At 41.8% G+C, this 17,672-nt stretch carries 20 protein-coding genes; 17 read left to right on the top strand and 3 right to left on the bottom strand.

The annotated features are described in order from the left end of the window. Window positions 1-46: 46 nt before the first annotated feature. The 16 genes from fur (at window position 47) to lysA (ending at window position 14,999) form a co-directional block, all read left to right on the top strand. Window positions 47-496, top strand: a complete 450-nt coding sequence (gene fur / locus J7I90_RS13055) for a ferric iron uptake transcriptional regulator (protein WP_214772180.1) — start codon at window positions 47-49, stop codon at window positions 494-496. 166 nt (window positions 497-662) lie between these two features. Continuing rightward, window positions 663-890: a YqzK family protein gene (locus tag J7I90_RS13050; protein WP_034308153.1), complete on the top strand. Its 228-nt coding sequence runs from the start codon at window positions 663-665 to the stop codon at window positions 888-890. A 5-nt stretch (window positions 891-895) separates the two neighbouring features. Further along, window positions 896-1,789 carry a site-specific tyrosine recombinase XerD gene (gene xerD / locus J7I90_RS13045; protein ID WP_214772124.1) on the top strand — a complete coding sequence of 298 codons (894 nt, stop codon included), beginning with the start codon at window positions 896-898 and terminating at the stop codon, window positions 1,787-1,789. 296 nt (window positions 1,790-2,085) lie between these two features. Further along, on the top strand, window positions 2,086-3,288 hold the full coding sequence (deoB, locus tag J7I90_RS13040) for a phosphopentomutase (protein ID WP_214772123.1): 1,203 nt from the start codon (window positions 2,086-2,088) through the stop codon (window positions 3,286-3,288). Continuing rightward, on the top strand, window positions 3,289-4,101 hold the full coding sequence (locus J7I90_RS13035; protein ID WP_048680164.1) for a purine-nucleoside phosphorylase: 813 nt from the start codon (window positions 3,289-3,291) through the stop codon (window positions 4,099-4,101). Between the two features lie 66 nt (window positions 4,102-4,167). After that, a complete protein-coding gene (locus tag J7I90_RS13030; protein WP_048680161.1) occupies window positions 4,168-5,472 on the top strand; it encodes a pyrimidine-nucleoside phosphorylase in 1,305 nt (434 codons plus the stop codon). A gap of 206 nt (window positions 5,473-5,678) precedes the next feature. Then, on the top strand, window positions 5,679-6,845 hold the full coding sequence (locus J7I90_RS13025; RefSeq protein ID WP_214772122.1) for a D-alanyl-D-alanine carboxypeptidase family protein: 1,167 nt from the start codon (window positions 5,679-5,681) through the stop codon (window positions 6,843-6,845). A gap of 131 nt (window positions 6,846-6,976) precedes the next feature. Then, a complete protein-coding gene (spoIIAA, locus tag J7I90_RS13020) occupies window positions 6,977-7,327 on the top strand; it encodes an anti-sigma F factor antagonist (protein ID WP_034308142.1) in 351 nt (116 codons plus the stop codon). A gap of 1 nt (window position 7,328) precedes the next feature. Beyond that, entirely contained in the window at window positions 7,329-7,769 is a 441-nt protein-coding gene (gene spoIIAB / locus J7I90_RS13015) for an anti-sigma F factor (RefSeq protein ID WP_034308139.1), read from the top strand. Between the two features lie 13 nt (window positions 7,770-7,782). Continuing rightward, on the top strand, window positions 7,783-8,550 hold the full coding sequence (sigF, locus tag J7I90_RS13010) for an RNA polymerase sporulation sigma factor SigF (protein WP_034308137.1): 768 nt from the start codon (window positions 7,783-7,785) through the stop codon (window positions 8,548-8,550). Between the two features lie 279 nt (window positions 8,551-8,829). Continuing rightward, window positions 8,830-10,119: an NCS2 family permease gene (locus tag J7I90_RS13005; protein ID WP_048680228.1), complete on the top strand. Its 1,290-nt coding sequence runs from the start codon at window positions 8,830-8,832 to the stop codon at window positions 10,117-10,119. 158 nt (window positions 10,120-10,277) lie between these two features. After that, the gene (locus J7I90_RS13000; protein WP_311315203.1) at window positions 10,278-10,895 is read left to right on the top strand and encodes a stage V sporulation protein AA; all 618 of its coding nucleotides are present in this window, start codon (window positions 10,278-10,280) and stop codon (window positions 10,893-10,895) included. Further along, window positions 10,885-11,307, top strand: a complete 423-nt coding sequence (locus J7I90_RS12995; protein WP_034308131.1) for a stage V sporulation protein AB — start codon at window positions 10,885-10,887, stop codon at window positions 11,305-11,307. The genes J7I90_RS13000 and J7I90_RS12995 overlap by 11 nt, the downstream gene beginning before the upstream one ends. Window positions 11,308-11,350: 43 nt before the next feature. Beyond that, complete coding sequence (gene spoVAEA / locus J7I90_RS12990; protein WP_214772121.1) at window positions 11,351-11,932, top strand: stage V sporulation protein SpoVABEA; 582 nt, start codon at window positions 11,351-11,353, stop codon at window positions 11,930-11,932. Between the two features lie 4 nt (window positions 11,933-11,936). Next, window positions 11,937-13,403 carry a spore germination protein gene (locus J7I90_RS12985; protein WP_251025269.1) on the top strand — a complete coding sequence of 489 codons (1,467 nt, stop codon included), beginning with the start codon at window positions 11,937-11,939 and terminating at the stop codon, window positions 13,401-13,403. 270 nt (window positions 13,404-13,673) lie between these two features. Further along, entirely contained in the window at window positions 13,674-14,999 is a 1,326-nt protein-coding gene (lysA, locus tag J7I90_RS12980; RefSeq protein WP_214772118.1) for a diaminopimelate decarboxylase, read from the top strand. A 38-nt stretch (window positions 15,000-15,037) separates the two neighbouring features. Here lysA and J7I90_RS12975 read toward each other — a convergent pair whose 3' ends face one another. Continuing rightward, the gene (locus J7I90_RS12975; protein ID WP_251025251.1) at window positions 15,038-15,907 is read right to left on the bottom strand and encodes a DUF1002 domain-containing protein; all 870 of its coding nucleotides are present in this window, start codon (window positions 15,905-15,907) and stop codon (window positions 15,038-15,040) included. A gap of 577 nt (window positions 15,908-16,484) precedes the next feature. On the opposite strand from J7I90_RS12975, the gene J7I90_RS12970 reads away from it, so the two are divergent. After that, window positions 16,485-16,829: a GNAT family N-acetyltransferase gene (locus J7I90_RS12970; RefSeq protein ID WP_034308124.1), complete on the top strand. Its 345-nt coding sequence runs from the start codon at window positions 16,485-16,487 to the stop codon at window positions 16,827-16,829. A gap of 28 nt (window positions 16,830-16,857) precedes the next feature. Here the strand turns inward: J7I90_RS12970 and J7I90_RS12965 are convergent, their stop codons facing one another. Both J7I90_RS12965 and J7I90_RS12960 read right to left on the bottom strand, forming a co-directional pair. Next, on the bottom strand, window positions 16,858-17,394 hold the full coding sequence (locus J7I90_RS12965) for a DUF309 domain-containing protein (protein WP_214772116.1): 537 nt from the start codon (window positions 17,392-17,394) through the stop codon (window positions 16,858-16,860). Between the two features lie 165 nt (window positions 17,395-17,559). After that, window positions 17,560-17,652, bottom strand: coding sequence for a YjcZ family sporulation protein (locus tag J7I90_RS12960; RefSeq protein WP_072273196.1), 93 nt, complete (start codon window positions 17,650-17,652; stop codon window positions 17,560-17,562). Between the last annotated feature and the right edge of the window lie 20 nt (window positions 17,653-17,672).

Genomic DNA, 17,672 nt, shown 5'->3' with positions numbered 1-17,672 from the left:
TATAATGGATAAGATAGCGGCGCGGGAGGGAATATTAGGTATGGAAATAGAAAATAGAATTGATAGGATAAAAAAGCAGTTACACTCGTCCAGCTACAAATTAACGCCTCAGCGAGAAGCGACCGTCCGCGTTTTACTTGAGCATGAAGAGGATCATTTAAGCGCAGAAGACGTTTACCTCCTTGTCAAAGAAAAGTCGCCGGAAATTGGATTGGCAACAGTTTACCGTACGCTAGAGTTGCTGACTGAATTGAAAATAGTGGATAAAATTAACTTTGGAGACGGGGTTTCCCGTTATGATTTAAGACAAGAAGGAGCTGCGCATTTCCATCATCATCTTGTTTGTGTGGAATGTGGTGCGGTAGATGAGATCCAGGAAGACCTACTTGAAGACGTAGAAGACATTGTGGAACGCGATTGGAACTTCAAGATAAAAGACCATAGATTAACCTTTCATGGCATTTGTCATCGATGTCATGACAAAGAAGAAAAGTAGGGTGAATGAAGACGGGCCTTTTCCATTTAATGGAGAAGGTTTTCTGCATTTAATAGCTGGTTTTACTCAAGTAAGAGCTGTTTTTGACTTCTCCTTTCCGAAACACGTATAAAACTTGTCCTGTTGGGCATAGATTGATACAAAGGGTCGAATGGGAGGGGAAAGGATGAAAACATCATTATCGCTTATTTTGCACACGGCTAAAGTGATGATTCTCTTTGTGAGCTTCACTGTTCTTTTTTATATAGGAATGGTATGGTTAAATCAGGAATATCAAAGTTATCATCGTTATGATGAACCGAAAGGCATGGCTGTAAAAGTATCGAAGGCTGTTGATACGGGTGATGATGCATGGCTTGAACGCCTAATGTTGTTTTATTTAAACGGGGAGTAATGAATATGGAGAATCAAATTAGGGATTTCATTCATTTTTTAACCATTGAAAAAGGACTTGCCAAGAATACGCTCGTCTCGTATGAGCGTGACTTAAGATCATATTGGAGCTTTCTGAAAGATGTTGAAACCATTGAAGATTGGAATGATTCGCGGCGGGTGAACATCCTGCATTTTCTCGTGAAGTTAAAGGATCAAGGGAAATCATCGAAGACGGTGGCGCGTCATATAGCTTCCATTCGATCTTTTCATCAATTTCTTCTAAGGGAAAGAGTGACAAATCAGGATCCGTCCATACATATAGAAACGCCAAAGCCGGAACGAAGCCTTCCAAAGGTGTTAAGCATGGAAGAGGTGGAAGCACTATTGGAAGCCCCGAAGAAAATGGATGAATTCGGATTACGCGATAAGGCAATGCTCGAACTGATGTATGCGACGGGTATGCGTGTCAGTGAGTTGATATCCATGGATGTGAGTGATGTCCATGCATCGATGGGTTTTGTCCGTTGTGTAGGGAAAGGAAATAAAGAGAGGATCATTCCGATTGGACAAACTGCATTGGGTGCGATTGAACATTATATGGAAAGTTCCCGGGGGAAAATGGCCAGCCCAAAGCACAGGACAGATTCACTTTTTTTGAATCATCATGGAAATAGGCTGACAAGGCAGGGATTTTGGAAGATTCTAAAAAAACTTGTAAAATCGGCACAGATTGAAAAAGAAGTTACACCGCATACACTGAGACATTCTTTCGCGACACATCTATTGATGAATGGGGCTGATTTACGTGCCGTCCAAGAAATGCTTGGTCATGCGGATATTTCGACAACTCAAATTTATACCCATATTACGAACGTACGGATCAAGGATGTCTATTCAAAATTCCATCCGCGAGCTTAAAGGATTAATAGAATGATAGAAAGGTTGTGAATTTAACTGCGAGGCAGTTGAAGGAGCAGCCTTTTCTGTGTCGGCGAGACGGCTATAAGGGATGCTGATGATTCTAACGCACATCTTATGGCACTTTGTTTCATTCCGAAATATATTATTTGTCTCCATCATGGTAATCGTTTACAATGTAGAGAGGTCAGACTTCTGACGTTCTTGCGATTTCATTTAAATGAAGAGTAACTGAGCAGAATAAGGGTATTATAGAGAGTATAAAAAGTGATTTACTATTTTAGGAGGAATGACTCATGAAAGGGAATTCAGCATTTAAACGAATATTTGTAATAGTTATGGATTCAGTTGGGATTGGCGAAGCACCTGATGCAGATTTATTCGGCGATAAAGGTGCGGATACACTCGGCCATATCGCAGAAAAAATGAATGGATTGAACATGCCGACTCTCGCAAAATTGGGTTTAGGCAATATCCGTGAAATCAAGGGAATTGAAAAAGCTCAGCAACCTCTCGCATACTATACGAAAATGAAGGAAGCCTCTACAGGGAAAGATACGATGACTGGTCATTGGGAAATCATGGGATTGAATATATCGACTCCATTCCGTGTATTTCCAGATGGTTTCCCGGAATTATTAGTCAATGAACTCGAGGCGAAAATGGGTCGGGGGATTATTGGGAATGTCCCGGCAAGCGGCACGGAAATCATTGAGAGGCTTGGCGAGGAACATATGAAAACGGGTGCGCTGATTGTATATACATCAGCTGATTCCGTATTACAGATTGCTGCACATGAAGATATCGTCCCGATAGACGAATTATACAAGATTTGTGAAATTGCCCGTGAAGTGACAATGGCTGATGAGTACAAGGTTGGACGCGTTATTGCCAGACCGTTCACTGGTGAACCAGGCAACTTCAAAAGAACGCCTAACCGTCATGATTATGCATTGAAACCGTTTGACCGGACAGTAATGGACGAATTGAAAGATTCTGGATATGATGTCCTTGCAATCGGGAAGATCTCGGATATCTTTGATGGGGAAGGTGTCACTGAATCATTAAGGACCGTATCCAATATGGATGGAATGGATAAATTAATTCAAACAGTAGAACAGGATTTCAAAGGGTTAAGTTTCCTTAATCTAGTCGACTTCGATGCTTTATACGGTCACCGCCGTGACCCAGAGGGATACGGAAAGGCATTGGAAGAATTCGATGCTCGCATGCCTGAAGTCCTTGATAAACTGAAAGAGGATGATTTATTGATCATCACTGCCGATCACGGGAATGATCCGGTCCATGAAGGAACCGATCACACACGTGAATATGTACCATTGTTAGTCTATTCCAAACGATTTACAGAAGGTGCCGAACTCCCAATAAGAGATACATTTGCTGATATTGGGGCGACGGTCGCTGCTAATTTTGATGTGAAAATGCCTGCCTTCGGAAAAAGTATATTGGGCGATCTAAATTTAGGGGAGAATAAATAGATGTTTAATAAAATAGAGACTGCTGCGTCATTCATAAAAAGTAAAATTGAAGGCTCTCCGGAGATAGGACTGATTCTTGGTTCCGGACTTGGAGTATTGGCGGATGAAATTGAAAATCCGATAACGATTCCTTACCACGAAATCCCGGAATTCCCGGTATCGACTGTTGAAGGACACGCTGGACAGCTTGTCATTGGACAATTAAGTGGCAAAAAGGTTGTAGCGATGCAAGGACGTTTCCACTTTTATGAGGGTTACTCCATGGAGAAGGTCACTTTCCCTGTCCGTGTAATGAAACTTCTTGGTGTTGAACAGTTAATCGTAACGAATGCTGCCGGAAGCGTTAATGAAAGCTATCAACCAGGTGACTTGATGCTCATTACGGATCATATTAATTTAATGGGGGCAAACCCATTGATTGGTCCTAATGAAGAGCGTTTCGGCCCTAGATTCCCTGATATGTCGGAAGCTTATAATAAAGACCTTCGGACGCAAGCAAAAAAAATAGCAGCTTCACTAGGATTGGATATCAAAGAAGGTGTCTATATCGGTAATACAGGACCGACCTATGAGACACCGGCAGAAGTGAAAATGGCAAGGATCCTTGGCGGGGATGCAGTTGGTATGTCGACAGTCCCGGAAGTTATCGTAGCAAGGCATAGCGGAATGAAGGTGCTCGGAATCTCATGCCTTACCAATATGGCCGCGGGCATTCTGGATCAGCCTTTGTCACATGAAGAGGTAATTGAAACGACTGAAAAAGTGAAAAGCAGTTTTCTTGAATTTGTTAAGCAAATCGTTAAAGACATATAAAACGAACCAAAAAAATACAAGTACACCTTAAGAAAATCGGTGTCTTTAAAAAGTGGGGATTCTAATATGAGAATGGTAGATTTAATCGAGAAAAAGCGTGATGGAAAGGCTCTTACTACAGAAGAAATACAGTTCATCATCAATGGGTTTACCGATGGATCGATTCCGGATTACCAAATGAGCGCTTGGTCAATGGCTGTTTATTTTAAAGGCATGAATGAGCAGGAACGTGCTGATCTAACCATGGCAATGGTCGAATCGGGAGATCAAATTGATTTATCGATGATTGAAGGAATTAAGGTCGATAAACATTCAACAGGCGGTGTGGGTGATACCACAACTCTAGTGCTTGGACCATTGGTTGCTGCTGTTGGTGTTCCAGTGGCAAAGATGTCAGGACGCGGTCTTGGCCATACAGGCGGGACGATCGATAAGTTGGAGTCTGTAAAAGGATTTCATGTCGAAATAGAAAATGACGAGTTCATCCGGCTTGTCAATAAAAATAAGATAGCTGTCATTGGGCAAAGTGGTAACCTGACTCCGGCCGACAAAAAGTTATATGCATTGCGCGATGTTACGGGTACCGTTAACAGTATCGGTTTGATTGCTGGCTCGATCATGAGTAAGAAAATCGCCGCTGGTGCAGATGCAATCGTACTTGATGTTAAAACGGGAGCGGGCGCTTTCATGAAAACTCTCGAAGATTCCGAAGAATTGGCGCATGCAATGGTTAGCATTGGAAACAATGTGGGACGAAACACGATGGCTGTCATTTCCGATATGAGCCAACCGTTGGGTTACGCAATCGGAAATGCTTTAGAAGTGAAGGAAGCAATCGATACGCTTAAAGGAGAGGGGCCGGAAGATTTAACGGAACTTTCTTTAACACTGGGAAGCCATATGGTATACCTTGCCAAAAAAGCAAGCTCGCTGGAAGAAGCAAGAACCTTGCTGGAAAATGCGATCAAGGATGGTTCTGCACTTAACTCATTCAAGATTTTCCTGGAAGCGCAGGGAGGCGATGGTTCGGTTGTGGATCAGCCGGAAAAACTACCGCAGGCTGCTCATACTTTCGAGCTGGAAGCGAAAGAGGACGGATATGTATCGGAAATCATCGCTGATGAAGTAGGAACGGCAGCCATGCTCTTAGGCGCCGGGCGGGCGACAAAAGAATCAGAGATTGATTTGGCAGTCGGACTGGTACTTCGTAAAAAAATCGGGGAGACCGTAGCAAAAGGTGAATCACTTGTGACGATTTACAGCAATTTTGAAGATGTTTCAAAGGTAAAAGAAAAATTGTATGAAAGCATTGCGATTTCCAAAGAGAAAATAGAAAAACCTACATTGATCTATAAAGAGATCATGGAATAAACATTTTCCAAAAAAGGCCGCGCTTTTGAGCGGCCTTTTTACGTTTTTCCCATTGAATTCTTAAAAGAGGATGCCCATGCGCATCCTCTTTTAATTTGGTTCACTTTGTTACCCTATATCCAGTATATGTTCAAAATTCATCTTTATTTGTATAAAAATGGTTTTAATGGAAAAAATAAAAAATATAAAGATTGGAGGGTATGGAGATGAAGCGGATTCTTTCTGTTTTTTTAACCGTTTTGGTAGCATTGGGTTTTAACACCCCGCATACAAAAGCAGCTGAAGAAAAAGGAGTCGAACTGGCGGCAAATGCTAAATCCGCTATTTTGATTGAACGGGATACAGGTACTGTTCTCTATGATAAAAATGCAGACGATCGCCTTTCACCGGCAAGCATGACGAAAATCATGACGATGCTGCTGATCATGGAAGCGATCGATAAAGGCGAACTCAGCATGAAGGAGAAAATCAGGACTAGTGAGTATGCAGCGTCGATGGGCGGTTCCCAGATTTTCCTTGAGCCAGGAGAAGAAATGACCACGGAACAAATGCTTAAGGGCATCTCGATTGGTTCGGCGAATGATGCATCGGTGGCGATGGCTGAACGTCTAGCTGGATCGGAAGAAGAGTTTGTCAGGGAAATGAACAAAAAGGCGAAAGACCTCGGGTTGAAAAATACAAAGTTCCAAAACGCAACGGGACTTCCTGTTAAAGATCATTACAGTTCGGCACATGATATGTCGATCATGGCGAAGGAATTATTGAAATACGATAAGATTACAAGGTTCACGGGTACATATGAAGATTATCTCCGTGAAAATACCGAAAAGAAATTTTGGCTCGTCAACACAAATAGGTTAGTGAAATTTTATCCTGGGGTCGATGGACTGAAAACAGGATTTACAAATGAAGCGAAGTATTGTTTGACAGCTACTGCTAAAAAAGGGAATATGCGTGTCATTGCCGTCGTTTTCGGAGCCGTTTCTCCAAAGGAACGAAACGCTCAGGTTACCAAGATGTTAGATTATGCATTTTCACAATACATCACATACCCTATTTATAAACGCGGTGAGGTGTTAGGTGAAGCCAAGGTAAGTAAAGGGCAAAAGAAAACCGTGGTGGGCGTCACAAGTGAACCTATATCAGTTTTGACAGCCAAAAACGGAACGGCAAAGGACTTTACAAAAAAAATCACGCTTGAAAAAGATTTGGATGCCCCGATTAAAAAAGGTGATGAAATTGGTACGCTTGAATTGAAGAAAAACGGCAAGGTATATGTCGAATCTCCGATTGTTGCGAAGGAAACTGTTGATAATGCCAGCTGGTGGCAATTGTATAAACGGGCTTTCGGCATGTTTACCCAAGCGAAATAGAATAAATTGTCGCATTGCCTGTTAATCGTACTAATTTAGGCGAAACTCCACTAGTTTTGCTAGTAGGGAGGAATCGGCAGGTGAAAAAGAGAATTTGACTCTTTATAAGACAGTGAAGGAGGCTGTATATAATGAGTCTTACGATTAATATGGAGGCGAAAAACCGCGTATTGTGCATTCGTCTCAAAGGTGATTTAGATCATCATACAGCAGAAAAATTGAAGAATCAGGCAGAGGCAGCCATTCAAAAGCATAATATCAAGCATATCATCCTCAACATGGAAGAACTGGATTTTATGGACAGTTCAGGGCTCGGAGTTATTTTGGGGCGTTATAAGCAGGTAAACAAAAAGCAAGGTGAAATGGTGGTCTGTGCAATTTCTCCAGCAGTAAAGCGGTTATTTGAGATGTCAGGGTTGTTTAAAATTGTTAAAATGGAACTATCCGAAAAAAACGCTTTGCAAAGACTGGGGGTTGCCTAATATGAAAAATAAAATGGAAACGAAATTTTCTGCACTTAGCCAAAATGAATCTTTTGCCAGGGTAACTGTTGCGGCATTCATTGCCCAACTGGACCCGACGATGGATGAATTGACAGAGATCAAGACTGTCGTGTCAGAAGCCGTTACGAATTCGATCATCCACGGGTATGAGAGTGACCCGGAAGGTTGGGTCTACATTTCAGTGGTCATCGAAGGCGATACTGTGGAATTGACCATCCGGGATGAAGGACTGGGCATTGAAGACGTCGAGGAGGCTAAACAGCCGTTATTTACGACAAAACCCGAACTTGAACGTTCCGGTATGGGATTCACCATCATGGAAAACTTCATGGATGAAATCAATATAATTTCCCATAAGGGCGAAGGCACGATCATTCGATTAAAAAAGCACTTAACTACAAGCAGAGCTTTGTGCAATTAAGGGAGACTTGCATATGGATGTGGAGGTTAAAAACGAGAAGAGCAAGAAAGGCCAGCCCCATTTAAAAGATGAGGAATTGCGGAATTTAATCCAACGCAGCCAGAGCGGTGACCAAGATGCGAGGAATCTGATTGTCAATAGCAATCTGAGGCTTGTATGGTCAGTAGTGCAAAGATTCCTCAATCGAGGTTACGAACCGGATGACCTTTATCAAATAGGCTGTATAGGTCTGTTGAAGTCCGTGGATAAATTTGACTTATCGTTTGAAGTGAAATTCTCAACGTATGCTGTGCCTATGATCATTGGTGAAATCCAACGTTTTATCCGTGATGACGGAACGGTTAAAGTAAGCCGGTCATTAAAGGAAATGGCGAATAAAATTCGCAGGGCCAAAGAGGAACTTTCAAAGACGTATGGCCGCGTCCCGACTGTCAATGAATTGGCGGAACATTTAGAGCTATCGCCAGAGGAAATCATCATGGCCCAAGAAGCTAGCAGGAGCCCTTCATCGATCCATGAAACGGTTTACGAAAATGATGGAGATCCGATTACTCTTCTTGACCAGATTGCCGACCATAATGAAACATCCTGGTTCGATCAAATCGCTTTGAAAGAAGCCATACATGAATTGAATGAACGTGAAAGGCTGATTGTTTTCCTGCGGTATTATAAAGATCAGACGCAATCGGAAGTGGCGGCAAGGCTTGGTATTTCCCAAGTTCAGGTATCAAGGCTGGAAAAGAAGATTCTTCAGCAAATGAAAAACCACATGAATCAGTGATTCATGTGGTTTTTTTATTGAACTGAAAATAAATACTGATTTTAGGAAAAAGTAAAAGTGATTTAAGATGAAAATAGGGATGGGGTCGAATTTTTAGTTGAATTTAGGAATAAAAACGAATATTATAGTAAAGGTCGCGTTTCTCATTCGTTTTTTTTATCTTTCTTTCAATGAATATTGAACAGTTAAAACGTCGATGCAATACAATATTAGGACACCTTGTCTTTTCGTGCAAACGGTTGTCGGTGATTCCTTTAGATCTGGAGGTCTAAAATGTTTATGGAAAAGTTTTTCTCCCTGAAAGAAAATGGGACGGATGTCCGTACAGAAGTCATGGCGGGTGTTACGACATTTTTAACTATGGTTTATATCCTCATTGTGAATCCGGCTTTATTGTCTTCAATCGGAATTCCATTTGAACAAGTTTTCATGGCAACGGTCATATCAGCGGTGATAGGTACCCTAATCATGGGGCTCGTTGCAAAATACCCGATTGCGATAGCACCAGGGATGGGCTTGAATGCTTATTTTGCCAGTGTGGTGGGGGCACAGGGCCTTTCATACCAGACCGTATTCGGTACGGTTTTCATTGCTGGTTTGCTATTTCTATTAATTAGCGTGACTAGCTTGCGTAAAATGATAATTGATGCGATTCCTAACTCATTAAAATACGGCATCACATCCGGAATTGGTTTATTCATTGCGTTTATCGGATTGAAAAATGCTGGAATCGTAGTGCCAAATGAATCAACGATGGTGACGCTTGGCGATTTACATCAGCCAGGAACCGTTTTAGCGTTAGCAGGCTTATTCATTACCTTGATTTTTATGGCCCGTAATATAAAAGGGGCCATTTTCATTGGCATGATCGTTACGGCAATCATTGGCTACTTTATCGGTTTGCTCAACTTCGATGGGGTCTTATCTGTACCTCCAACCCCGGTATTTTTCGATATCGATATTGCTGGGGTCTTCACGAATTCTTTATATTCGATTGTTTTCGCCTTTTTACTTGTAACGATCTTCGATACGACAGGCACCTTGATTGGCGTGACAGAACAGGCAGGACTAACGAAGGATGGGAAAATCCCTCGTGCCAAGAAAGCCTTTTTAGGTGATGCGATTGCGACTACAGTCGGCTCGATGTTTGGTACAAGCCCATCGACTGCCTATGTGGAATCGAGTACGGGAGTGGCTGCAGGCGGACGTACGGGATTAACCGCTACTGTCGTGGCCATCTTGTTTGCTGCATCGATTTTCTTTTCTCCATTGATATCGGCAATTTCTTCAGTTCAAGCAATCACAGCTCCCGTTTTGATCATCGTGGGATGTTTCATGATGGAAGGGCTGGCTAAAGTCAATTGGAAAATTTTCGATGAGGCATTTCCGGCATTTGCGATCATTTTAACGATGCCGCTTACTTCAAGTATATCTACAGGGATTGCAATTGGGTTCATCACATATCCCCTAATGAAGGTATTCAGCGGAAAAGGAAAATCGGTACATCCGCTCATTTATATTTTTGGGTTGATATTTTTGGTTCAGCTGATTTTCTTCCCCACTCATTAATAGTTGAATGTAAACCAAAAAGACATGCTGTCATTGCAGCGTGTCTTTTTTTGGTTTCAAATTAGTAATATTTGGACATGGTTCACTTCCTGCATTTTCAAACTGCTTCCAATCCATACTACTAGCATAAGGAAATAAAAGGTCGGGATGTGATGATAATGACAGTTGTATATATCAGGATGAGGAACCGTGTACAAGCAAAGGGAAATCAAACGGTGAGGATAAAAGATATTGCAAGGATAATCGGACCTGAAGAAGTGATTACCAAAATTGAAGAAATCATATTATTAACGGTCAAGAAGGAAGATAAGAATATTATTGTCATTGATTTAGCTCAAGTTATCATGTCCATCCGCAAGATGGATCCGACTATTGAAGTGGAAACATTCGGCCCTTCCCAAACGATCATCGAAATCATCCTTTCGAAAAAGAAAATGTCATACCTGACATTCGCCTTAGTTTGGTTTTTGTTATTTGTCGGCGGCGGGATGACGATCATGAATTTTCATGTGGATGTCAGCATGGGGGAAGTGCATCAAAAAATCTTTACTATAATAACGGGAAAAGTGGAAGATAAGCCGTTATTGATCCAAATCCCATATAGCTTCGGCCTTGGTATGGGCATGATTCTATTTTTTAATCATTTCTTTAAAAAACGCTTCAATGAGGAACCTAGTCCGCTCGAGGTTGAAATGTTCAACTATCAGCAGGATTTGGACCGTTATGTAATCATGAATGAAAATAAGGAAAACGTGCGCCACCTTGATGACCGGTAAGATCATCTTCGGAATCTTTGTCGGTTTAGCCGGGGGGTTTGCAACAGGTGCCGGTTTTGTAGCGTTTTTAACTGTACTTGGGGTGATTCCAAGACTGACTCAGCTGACAAAAACAATGAAAATGATACATTACTATGAAGGAGCCATCATTGCCGGAGTTGTCGCAGGAACATGGTTAGGATTACAGGAAACGGAACTTTCCCTTCCGCATTTTCTTTTAATTCCGATCGGTTTGGCTGACGGGATATTTAATGGGATGCTTGCGGCTGCCTTAACTGAAGTCCTGAATGTATTTCCAGTTCTTTCAAAACGAATCGGAATTCAAGAGAAGATCATTTATTTGTTAATGGCACTCGTATTGGGGAAAATAGCCGGATCATTATTCCAATGGATTTATTTTGTCGACTTATAAGTGTAAGAGGTAACTATTCCTGATGATGAAAGGAAGGCCCAAGATGGTGACCAAACGAAAAGTGATATTGATTACGGATGGAGATGAGTATGCGAAACGGGCTGTCGAGCATGTAGCCAAGGAAATAGGGGGAAGATGTATCTCCATGTCCCAAGGTAATCCATCACGATATACGGGATTGGAGTTAGTTGAATTAATAAAAAAGGCGAAGTATGATCCTGTATTGGTCATGTTTGATGATAGCGGTTTTATAGGAGAAGGATCAGGCGAACAGGCAATGAAGGTAGTTGCCGGACACCCTGATATTGATGTCCTTGGCGTGATAGCGGTCGCTTCAAAGACTAGAAGGGAAGAGTGGACCAAGGTGGATATCTGTATTGACCGTGATGGTAATTTGACACCGAACGGGGTCGATAAATACGGCGCCGAGGAATTTGAACTGGGGAAGATAACAGGAGATACGGTGTATTGCATCGATCAATTACATGTTCCCATAGTAGTTGGGATAGGGGATATCGGAAAAATGTCCCATCAGGACGATTTTAAAAGAGGAGCACCGATAACGAAGCTAGCGGTGGAAATCATATTGGAAAGAAGTGGTCATGGTGACTTCAGAAAAACCTGAAAACATGATGCCGATTCCGAGTAGGGTAGCGGAAGTTGACGCATACATGGAAGAGAAAGTAGGTCTAGGCGTTAGCTTTGACTTAGGAGTAAGAAAGATAAAGGTCTTAAGAAAAGATGTACATCTTTACTATATAAACGGACTGACGGATACGGAGTACATCATTGATATCCTCGATTCTCTCATTCATAACAAAAATGCCGATATCGTGTCTACTAAAGTTTTTGATGTAGTCAAAGACTTGCTCGTACACCAATCCGTTCAGGAAATAAAGACGATGGATGAGCTTGTTGATCAGGTATTATCCGGTTTAATCGTCGTTGTTGTTGATGGTAAACCAATAGGGCTGGTCGTGGATGTCAGGAGTTATCCCGGGAGACAGCCAGTAGAACCCGATACCGAAAAAGTCGTCCGTGGATCAAGGGATGGTTTTGTCGAGAATATCATCATTAACACAGCGATAACCAGACGAAGAATCCGGGATGAAAGATTGCGTTTCGAAATGTTGCATGTGGGGGAACGATCGAAATCGGATATATCCATCGGCTACATTAAAGATATTGCCGATCCGGATTTAATAGAAATCGTTCGTAAGGAATTGAATAATATTGAGGTTGATGGCATCACGATGTCTGATAAAACGATCGAAGAGTTCATCGTAAAGCAAAGGTATAACCCATACCCGCTTGTCAGATATACGGAACGGGCCGATGTGGCGGCAACGCATTTGCTTGAGGGTCATGTCCTTATTTATGTGGATACTTCACCGAGTGTCATCATTACCCCGTCCACCCTTTTTCATCACATGCAACACGCCGAGGAGTATCGGCAGGCACCTGCGGTCGGTACCTTGGTGCGCTGGGTCCGTTTTCTTGGGATTTTCGTTTCGTTATTCTTGCTGCCGATATGGTTATTGTTCTGTTTAGAGCCTTCCCTCCTGCCGGAGAAGTTCGAGTTTATCGGGCCGAATGAAAAAACACATATACCCATTGTGATCCAAATCTTCATTTCCGATATTGGGATAGAATTTTTAAGGATGGCAGCCGTCCATACCCCGACCCCGCTTTCCACGGCAATGGGCTTGGTTGCGGCGGTTTTGATAGGACAGATAGCGATAGATGTTGGCCTATTTGTTCCTGAAGTGGTTCTCTATGCTTCCGTAGCGACAATAGGTACATTTGTCACTCCGAGTTTAGAACTAGGAGTTGCAAATAAAATTACCCGTTTAGTATTGATAGTCTTGGTCGCATTATTTAAAGTGCCTGGTTTAGTCATAGGCATCACACTCTATTTGATCATGCTCACTAGTATAAAAACATTAAATACACCTTATTTATGGCCGCTTCTCCCGTTTCAGCCGAAGGCCTTGTCACATATAATATTAAGAAGACCTTATCCTGGTACTATAGAACGTCCGAGCATTGTACATCCCCAAGATCTATATAGACAGCCGAGAAAATCTAAAGGTTGATGTTGTCGAAAAGTTGTGGTAATTTATTTTTATTCGGATAAAGCGATAAAGTTGGGCTTAACAAAGAGATAAAGCTACTATGACTCTTTGGAGTTTAAACAATCTGTCTTTCCCTTCGAACTACTAAGCAGTCATAGATAACAATATTTACATGGGATAATTGATTCGGATGAGGCAGGATTATATAGAGGACCTTTTACAGCGGGTTTTCTTTATTTGAGGCTGCCTCATTTCTTATTAATAGTTTTAAGTCAGGAAGGTGAGGCTATCATGCATTTGTACGGAACCGGTGGTGTCAATGAACGTGGACATCTGGAGATTGGCGGAGTGGACACGATCGAATTGATCGAACAATTTGGAACACCATTATATGTTTATGATGTAGAGCTAATTCGCGAACGGGCGAGGGGGTTCAAGAGAACTTTTGAGGAATTGGGGGTTTCAGCACAAGTTGCTTACGCAAGTAAGGCCTTTTCTTCGATTGCCATGATCCAGTTGGCTGAGCAAGAGGGACTGTCTCTCGATGTTGTCTCAGCGGGGGAATTATATACGGCAATTAAGGCAAATTTCCCAACAGAACGGATTCACTTCCATGGAAATAACAAAAGTGAAGAAGAGCTACATATGGCTTTGGATCATGACATTGGCTGTATAGTAGTCGATAATTTTTCAGAGTTGACACTGTTGGAAGAAATTTGTACAAACCGTGAACAAAAGATGAAAATCCTTCTTCGTGTAACACCGGGTATTGAAGCCCATACGCATGATTATATTTTGACAGGGCAAGAAGATTCGAAATTTGGTTTTGATCTTATTAACGGCCAGGCCGAAGCTGCCCTTCGACAAGCGCTTCATAGTAAGTTTCTGGAAGTTCTTGGATTGCACTGCCATATCGGTTCCCAAATCTTTCAAACGACCGGTTTCCTTCTGGCAGCCCAAAAAATTATCGGCAAGCTGAGTGATTGGCACGGTTCGGTAGGGTTTCAACCACAGGTATTGAATCTCGGAGGGGGATTCGGGATCCGGTATACACAAGAGGATGACCCGCTACCCGCGTCTCAATATGTTGAGGAGATCGTTAGGGAAGTGCAGAACCTAATTGCTGATTCTGATTTAGTGATGCCTGAAATCTGGATCGAACCTGGCCGTTCATTGGTCGGAGACGCCGGTGTGACACTGTACAAGGTGGGTTCTGAAAAGGAAGTTCCTAATGTCCGTAAATATATTGCCGTAGATGGGGGCATGAGTGATAATATACGTCCCGCTCTTTACGAAGCTAAATATGATGCCATTCTTGCAAACCGGCCGCTCGACCCTGTGGAGGAGACAGTGTCCATTGCCGGCAAATGCTGTGAAAGCGGAGATATGTTGATTTGGGATTTACCATTGCCAAAAGCCGGCCGCGGTGATGTCTTGGCGGTATTTTGTACAGGGGCATATGGATACTCCATGTCGAATAATTACAATCGCATTCCGAGACCGGCTGTCGTCTTTGCCGAAAAGGGAGAAGCCCGGTTGGTCATCAAACGCGAAACTTACGAAGATCTTATCCATTTGGACTTGGCCCTTCATGAAGCGGCAGTCGTCAAAGAATAGAAAAAAGGATGGCATTGGCCATCCTTTTTTTATTTGAATCAGCTGAAAAGTGATTTGATCGCGTCTATTAAACTACTGAACACTTCTTTCAATTTATCCAGAAATGATTGACCCTCTTCGGATTCAAGAAAATTGGAAAGTTTATCTTTAGCTGCAGTCAGCTGATCACCGACAGCGTTCCAATCAATATTCAATTCTTTTAGCTTATTGAATAAATCAATTAAACTTTGAATTTGATCTTCATTTAAGGCGATTCCAAGGTCTTTTGCTGAAGACTCGACAACCTCGCGGACCTCTTCAGTATTGGCTGGTGGGTTTGCAGCCATTTCCTCTTTGATTTTCGTAACAAGTGCAGAGGCTTCTTCCGTACCGATTTCGTCACCCAATTTTGCTGTTTTCACCATTTCTTCATTCGCTGCCTGTTTCACATCTTCAGGAATCTTCTTGTCGGCAGATATCTCATAGGCTTTAATGACTCCTGTCAAAGCCGCTGTACCGGAAACAGGTATAGGTGCGGTGACATAAATGGTAGCATCTTTTACTCCTGCAGTAGCCAGTGCATTGATATACATTTCATCGGAAACCCAGTTAATGTTTTTCGACTCCAGTTTAAGACCGGTACCTTTTTCCTCCAAAGTAATCGCAGAGGATGAAATCGCTTTTGTACCGATTAGACGGCTAGCGATATAGTCTCCTAAGTATTCATGTTCCTCCGCATTTGTAACGGTTAAAACCTCAACATCATTGGGTGCTTTCATTTCTGATAAAATCATATTTTTTTGTTCATTTGTCAAATTCTCACCAAGTGTGACGATCATTTCACCAACAGCTGCATCTGCAAAAGCCTTATATGGCAATAATAGACATAATAAAATGGTTACAATGACCCATTTATTCATTTTTTTCATGATAATCCTCCTTAACTTTCCTGCTGAATTGGGAATCTTTCAAAAAAGGGCGGCACTTTAAATCAGATTCATAGTATTTGACGAAACAAAGGCTAAAAAAGATACATATATTCCTGAAAAAAATTTATAGCCAAATAGCTACGTTCATTTTAACGAAGAAGTTGGGTGTATCTTTTGTCTTTTATACCTAAGTTGGCACTCTATGAACCTAGATCACTTTACCAATGTAGTAAAATTGAAGCAAGATTGCAAGGATATTTGTCAGATTGTGTTAAGTTATAGTAGAATGAATTCGTTATTTAAATATTTGGACCATTCATAAAGGGAGTATGGGATGAGGAAAAGTAATAAGACTCTTTTACTTATGATGCTTATTATCGCTTTGATGTGGGGAATCGTATACTGGCTGTTTATCGCTTAGCACATAGCCCATTGATAAATCAAGTGCTGAAAGTGATGTTGAAACGAACGGGATTTTTATGTATGATGTAAATGTTATATGTGAGGATTATTATTCAAAGCAAATTAATTGGAAACAGGAAGATAATAAAAACGTTATTTAGTAACGAGGGATATTATGTTGATTAAGTATAAGAAAAGTTATGAGAAGTTTGCCATGGGATTATTATCTTTCATGCCAAATGAAAAAGAGATAAAAACGCTTCGGAATACGATGAAGAATTATGAAACGGATGAAAACCTACAGCTGTTCTTATGGAAAGATGAAGAGATTACGGGCCTGATCGGTATAGAAGTCTCTCCAACCCACATTGAGATACAACATATATCTGTAAATCCATCCTTCCGGAAGCAAGGTATCGGTAAAACGATGGTCAGGGCCATCAAGGAGCAGTATCCTGACAAAGAATTAAAAGCAAATGAGTTTACGGAAAGCTTTCTTGACAGGTGTGAAGATTTCTGAATATGAAAGCTTGAATGGAGGATCGCCTTTAAGGGCGGTCCTCCATTCTTGTTTTTCGAAGGGATAGCTGTCGAGCCCTTTCTGAAATGACATCCGAACGGTCACGCATTAGGTGCTTATCAACGATCGATGTATTGGTCATGTCGCTATCCGCACCCCATATGGATCCTTCTTGCGAACACATGGATTGGCATTTTTCGATCAGTCTTTGATCCGATATTGGCAGATTGATGCTTTTATATGGCTTTTGTGATAACATTCGCTCATGGGTATCCTCGAGCAATTTGAACAGTCGTTCTGGATCGAGTCCCAACTTCAGGAGCTCGGCCTTTTTTAGGTGGAGATTTGCCAAGGCTTTAGCCAGGGTCCTTGCAGCCCCTTTTTTGTTTCCCCTGCGATCATGATACAGGGCAACCGCAATCTGAATGAGCCCTACCCAATGAGAGTCACGCTCTTTTGGTGCGGTTTCCTTCCAATATTCTTCAAGGATTTCATGACATTCGAAGTAATCCCTTGTTCCATGGAAATGGACAAGGAAAGAAAGGTAGTCTTCCGCGTAAGTCAATAGGAGCACCCCTTTAGTTTGATGGAATCAACTAAGTATGGCAAAAAGCCATTTTCTTATAGCTTAACATCCGCTATGTATACTCACTAAGTTTAGCATAGAATTTTTTCTTGGAAAATAAAGAAAGCTGATTGCAAGGCAATCAGCTGATTCATCAGTCTCCCATTAACACCAAGAAGCACCGACGATAACTAATAAAATGAACAATACTACAATAAACGCGAATCCGCCGCCGTTTCCAAAACCACCTGCACCCATAATGAGTACCTCCTTTGTTC

It is taken from the genome of Bacillus sp. ISL-57, from assembly GCF_018613135.1.
GTDB classification, from domain to species: Bacteria; Bacillota; Bacilli; order Bacillales; family DSM-1321; genus Peribacillus; species Peribacillus frigoritolerans.
This window is presented reverse-complemented; position numbering and strand designations above follow the sequence as displayed.

Coding starts and splice junctions, on each gene's coding strand:
- J7I90_RS12960 (WP_072273196.1), bottom strand. CDS start 17,652: ATGGGTGCAGGTGGTTTTGGAAACGGCGGCGGATTCGCGTTTATTGTA.
- J7I90_RS13035 (WP_048680164.1), top strand. CDS start 3,289: ATGTTTAATAAAATAGAGACTGCTGCGTCATTCATAAAAAGTAAAATT.
- J7I90_RS12975 (WP_251025251.1), bottom strand. CDS start 15,907: ATGAAAAAAATGAATAAATGGGTCATTGTAACCATTTTATTATGTCTA.
- spoIIAB (WP_034308139.1), top strand. CDS start 7,329: ATGAAAAATAAAATGGAAACGAAATTTTCTGCACTTAGCCAAAATGAA.
- J7I90_RS13005 (WP_048680228.1), top strand. CDS start 8,830: ATGGAAAAGTTTTTCTCCCTGAAAGAAAATGGGACGGATGTCCGTACA.
- J7I90_RS12985 (WP_251025269.1), top strand. CDS start 11,937: ATGATGCCGATTCCGAGTAGGGTAGCGGAAGTTGACGCATACATGGAA.
- J7I90_RS13000 (WP_311315203.1), top strand. CDS start 10,278: ATGACAGTTGTATATATCAGGATGAGGAACCGTGTACAAGCAAAGGGA.
- J7I90_RS13030 (WP_048680161.1), top strand. CDS start 4,168: ATGAGAATGGTAGATTTAATCGAGAAAAAGCGTGATGGAAAGGCTCTT.
- J7I90_RS13025 (WP_214772122.1), top strand. CDS start 5,679: ATGAAGCGGATTCTTTCTGTTTTTTTAACCGTTTTGGTAGCATTGGGT.
- spoIIAA (WP_034308142.1), top strand. CDS start 6,977: ATGAGTCTTACGATTAATATGGAGGCGAAAAACCGCGTATTGTGCATT.
- J7I90_RS13050 (WP_034308153.1), top strand. CDS start 663: ATGAAAACATCATTATCGCTTATTTTGCACACGGCTAAAGTGATGATT.
- xerD (WP_214772124.1), top strand. CDS start 896: ATGGAGAATCAAATTAGGGATTTCATTCATTTTTTAACCATTGAAAAA.
- sigF (WP_034308137.1), top strand. CDS start 7,783: ATGGATGTGGAGGTTAAAAACGAGAAGAGCAAGAAAGGCCAGCCCCAT.
- J7I90_RS12970 (WP_034308124.1), top strand. CDS start 16,485: ATGTTGATTAAGTATAAGAAAAGTTATGAGAAGTTTGCCATGGGATTA.
- lysA (WP_214772118.1), top strand. CDS start 13,674: ATGCATTTGTACGGAACCGGTGGTGTCAATGAACGTGGACATCTGGAG.
- J7I90_RS12995 (WP_034308131.1), top strand. CDS start 10,885: ATGACCGGTAAGATCATCTTCGGAATCTTTGTCGGTTTAGCCGGGGGG.
- spoVAEA (WP_214772121.1), top strand. CDS start 11,351: ATGGTGACCAAACGAAAAGTGATATTGATTACGGATGGAGATGAGTAT.
- deoB (WP_214772123.1), top strand. CDS start 2,086: ATGAAAGGGAATTCAGCATTTAAACGAATATTTGTAATAGTTATGGAT.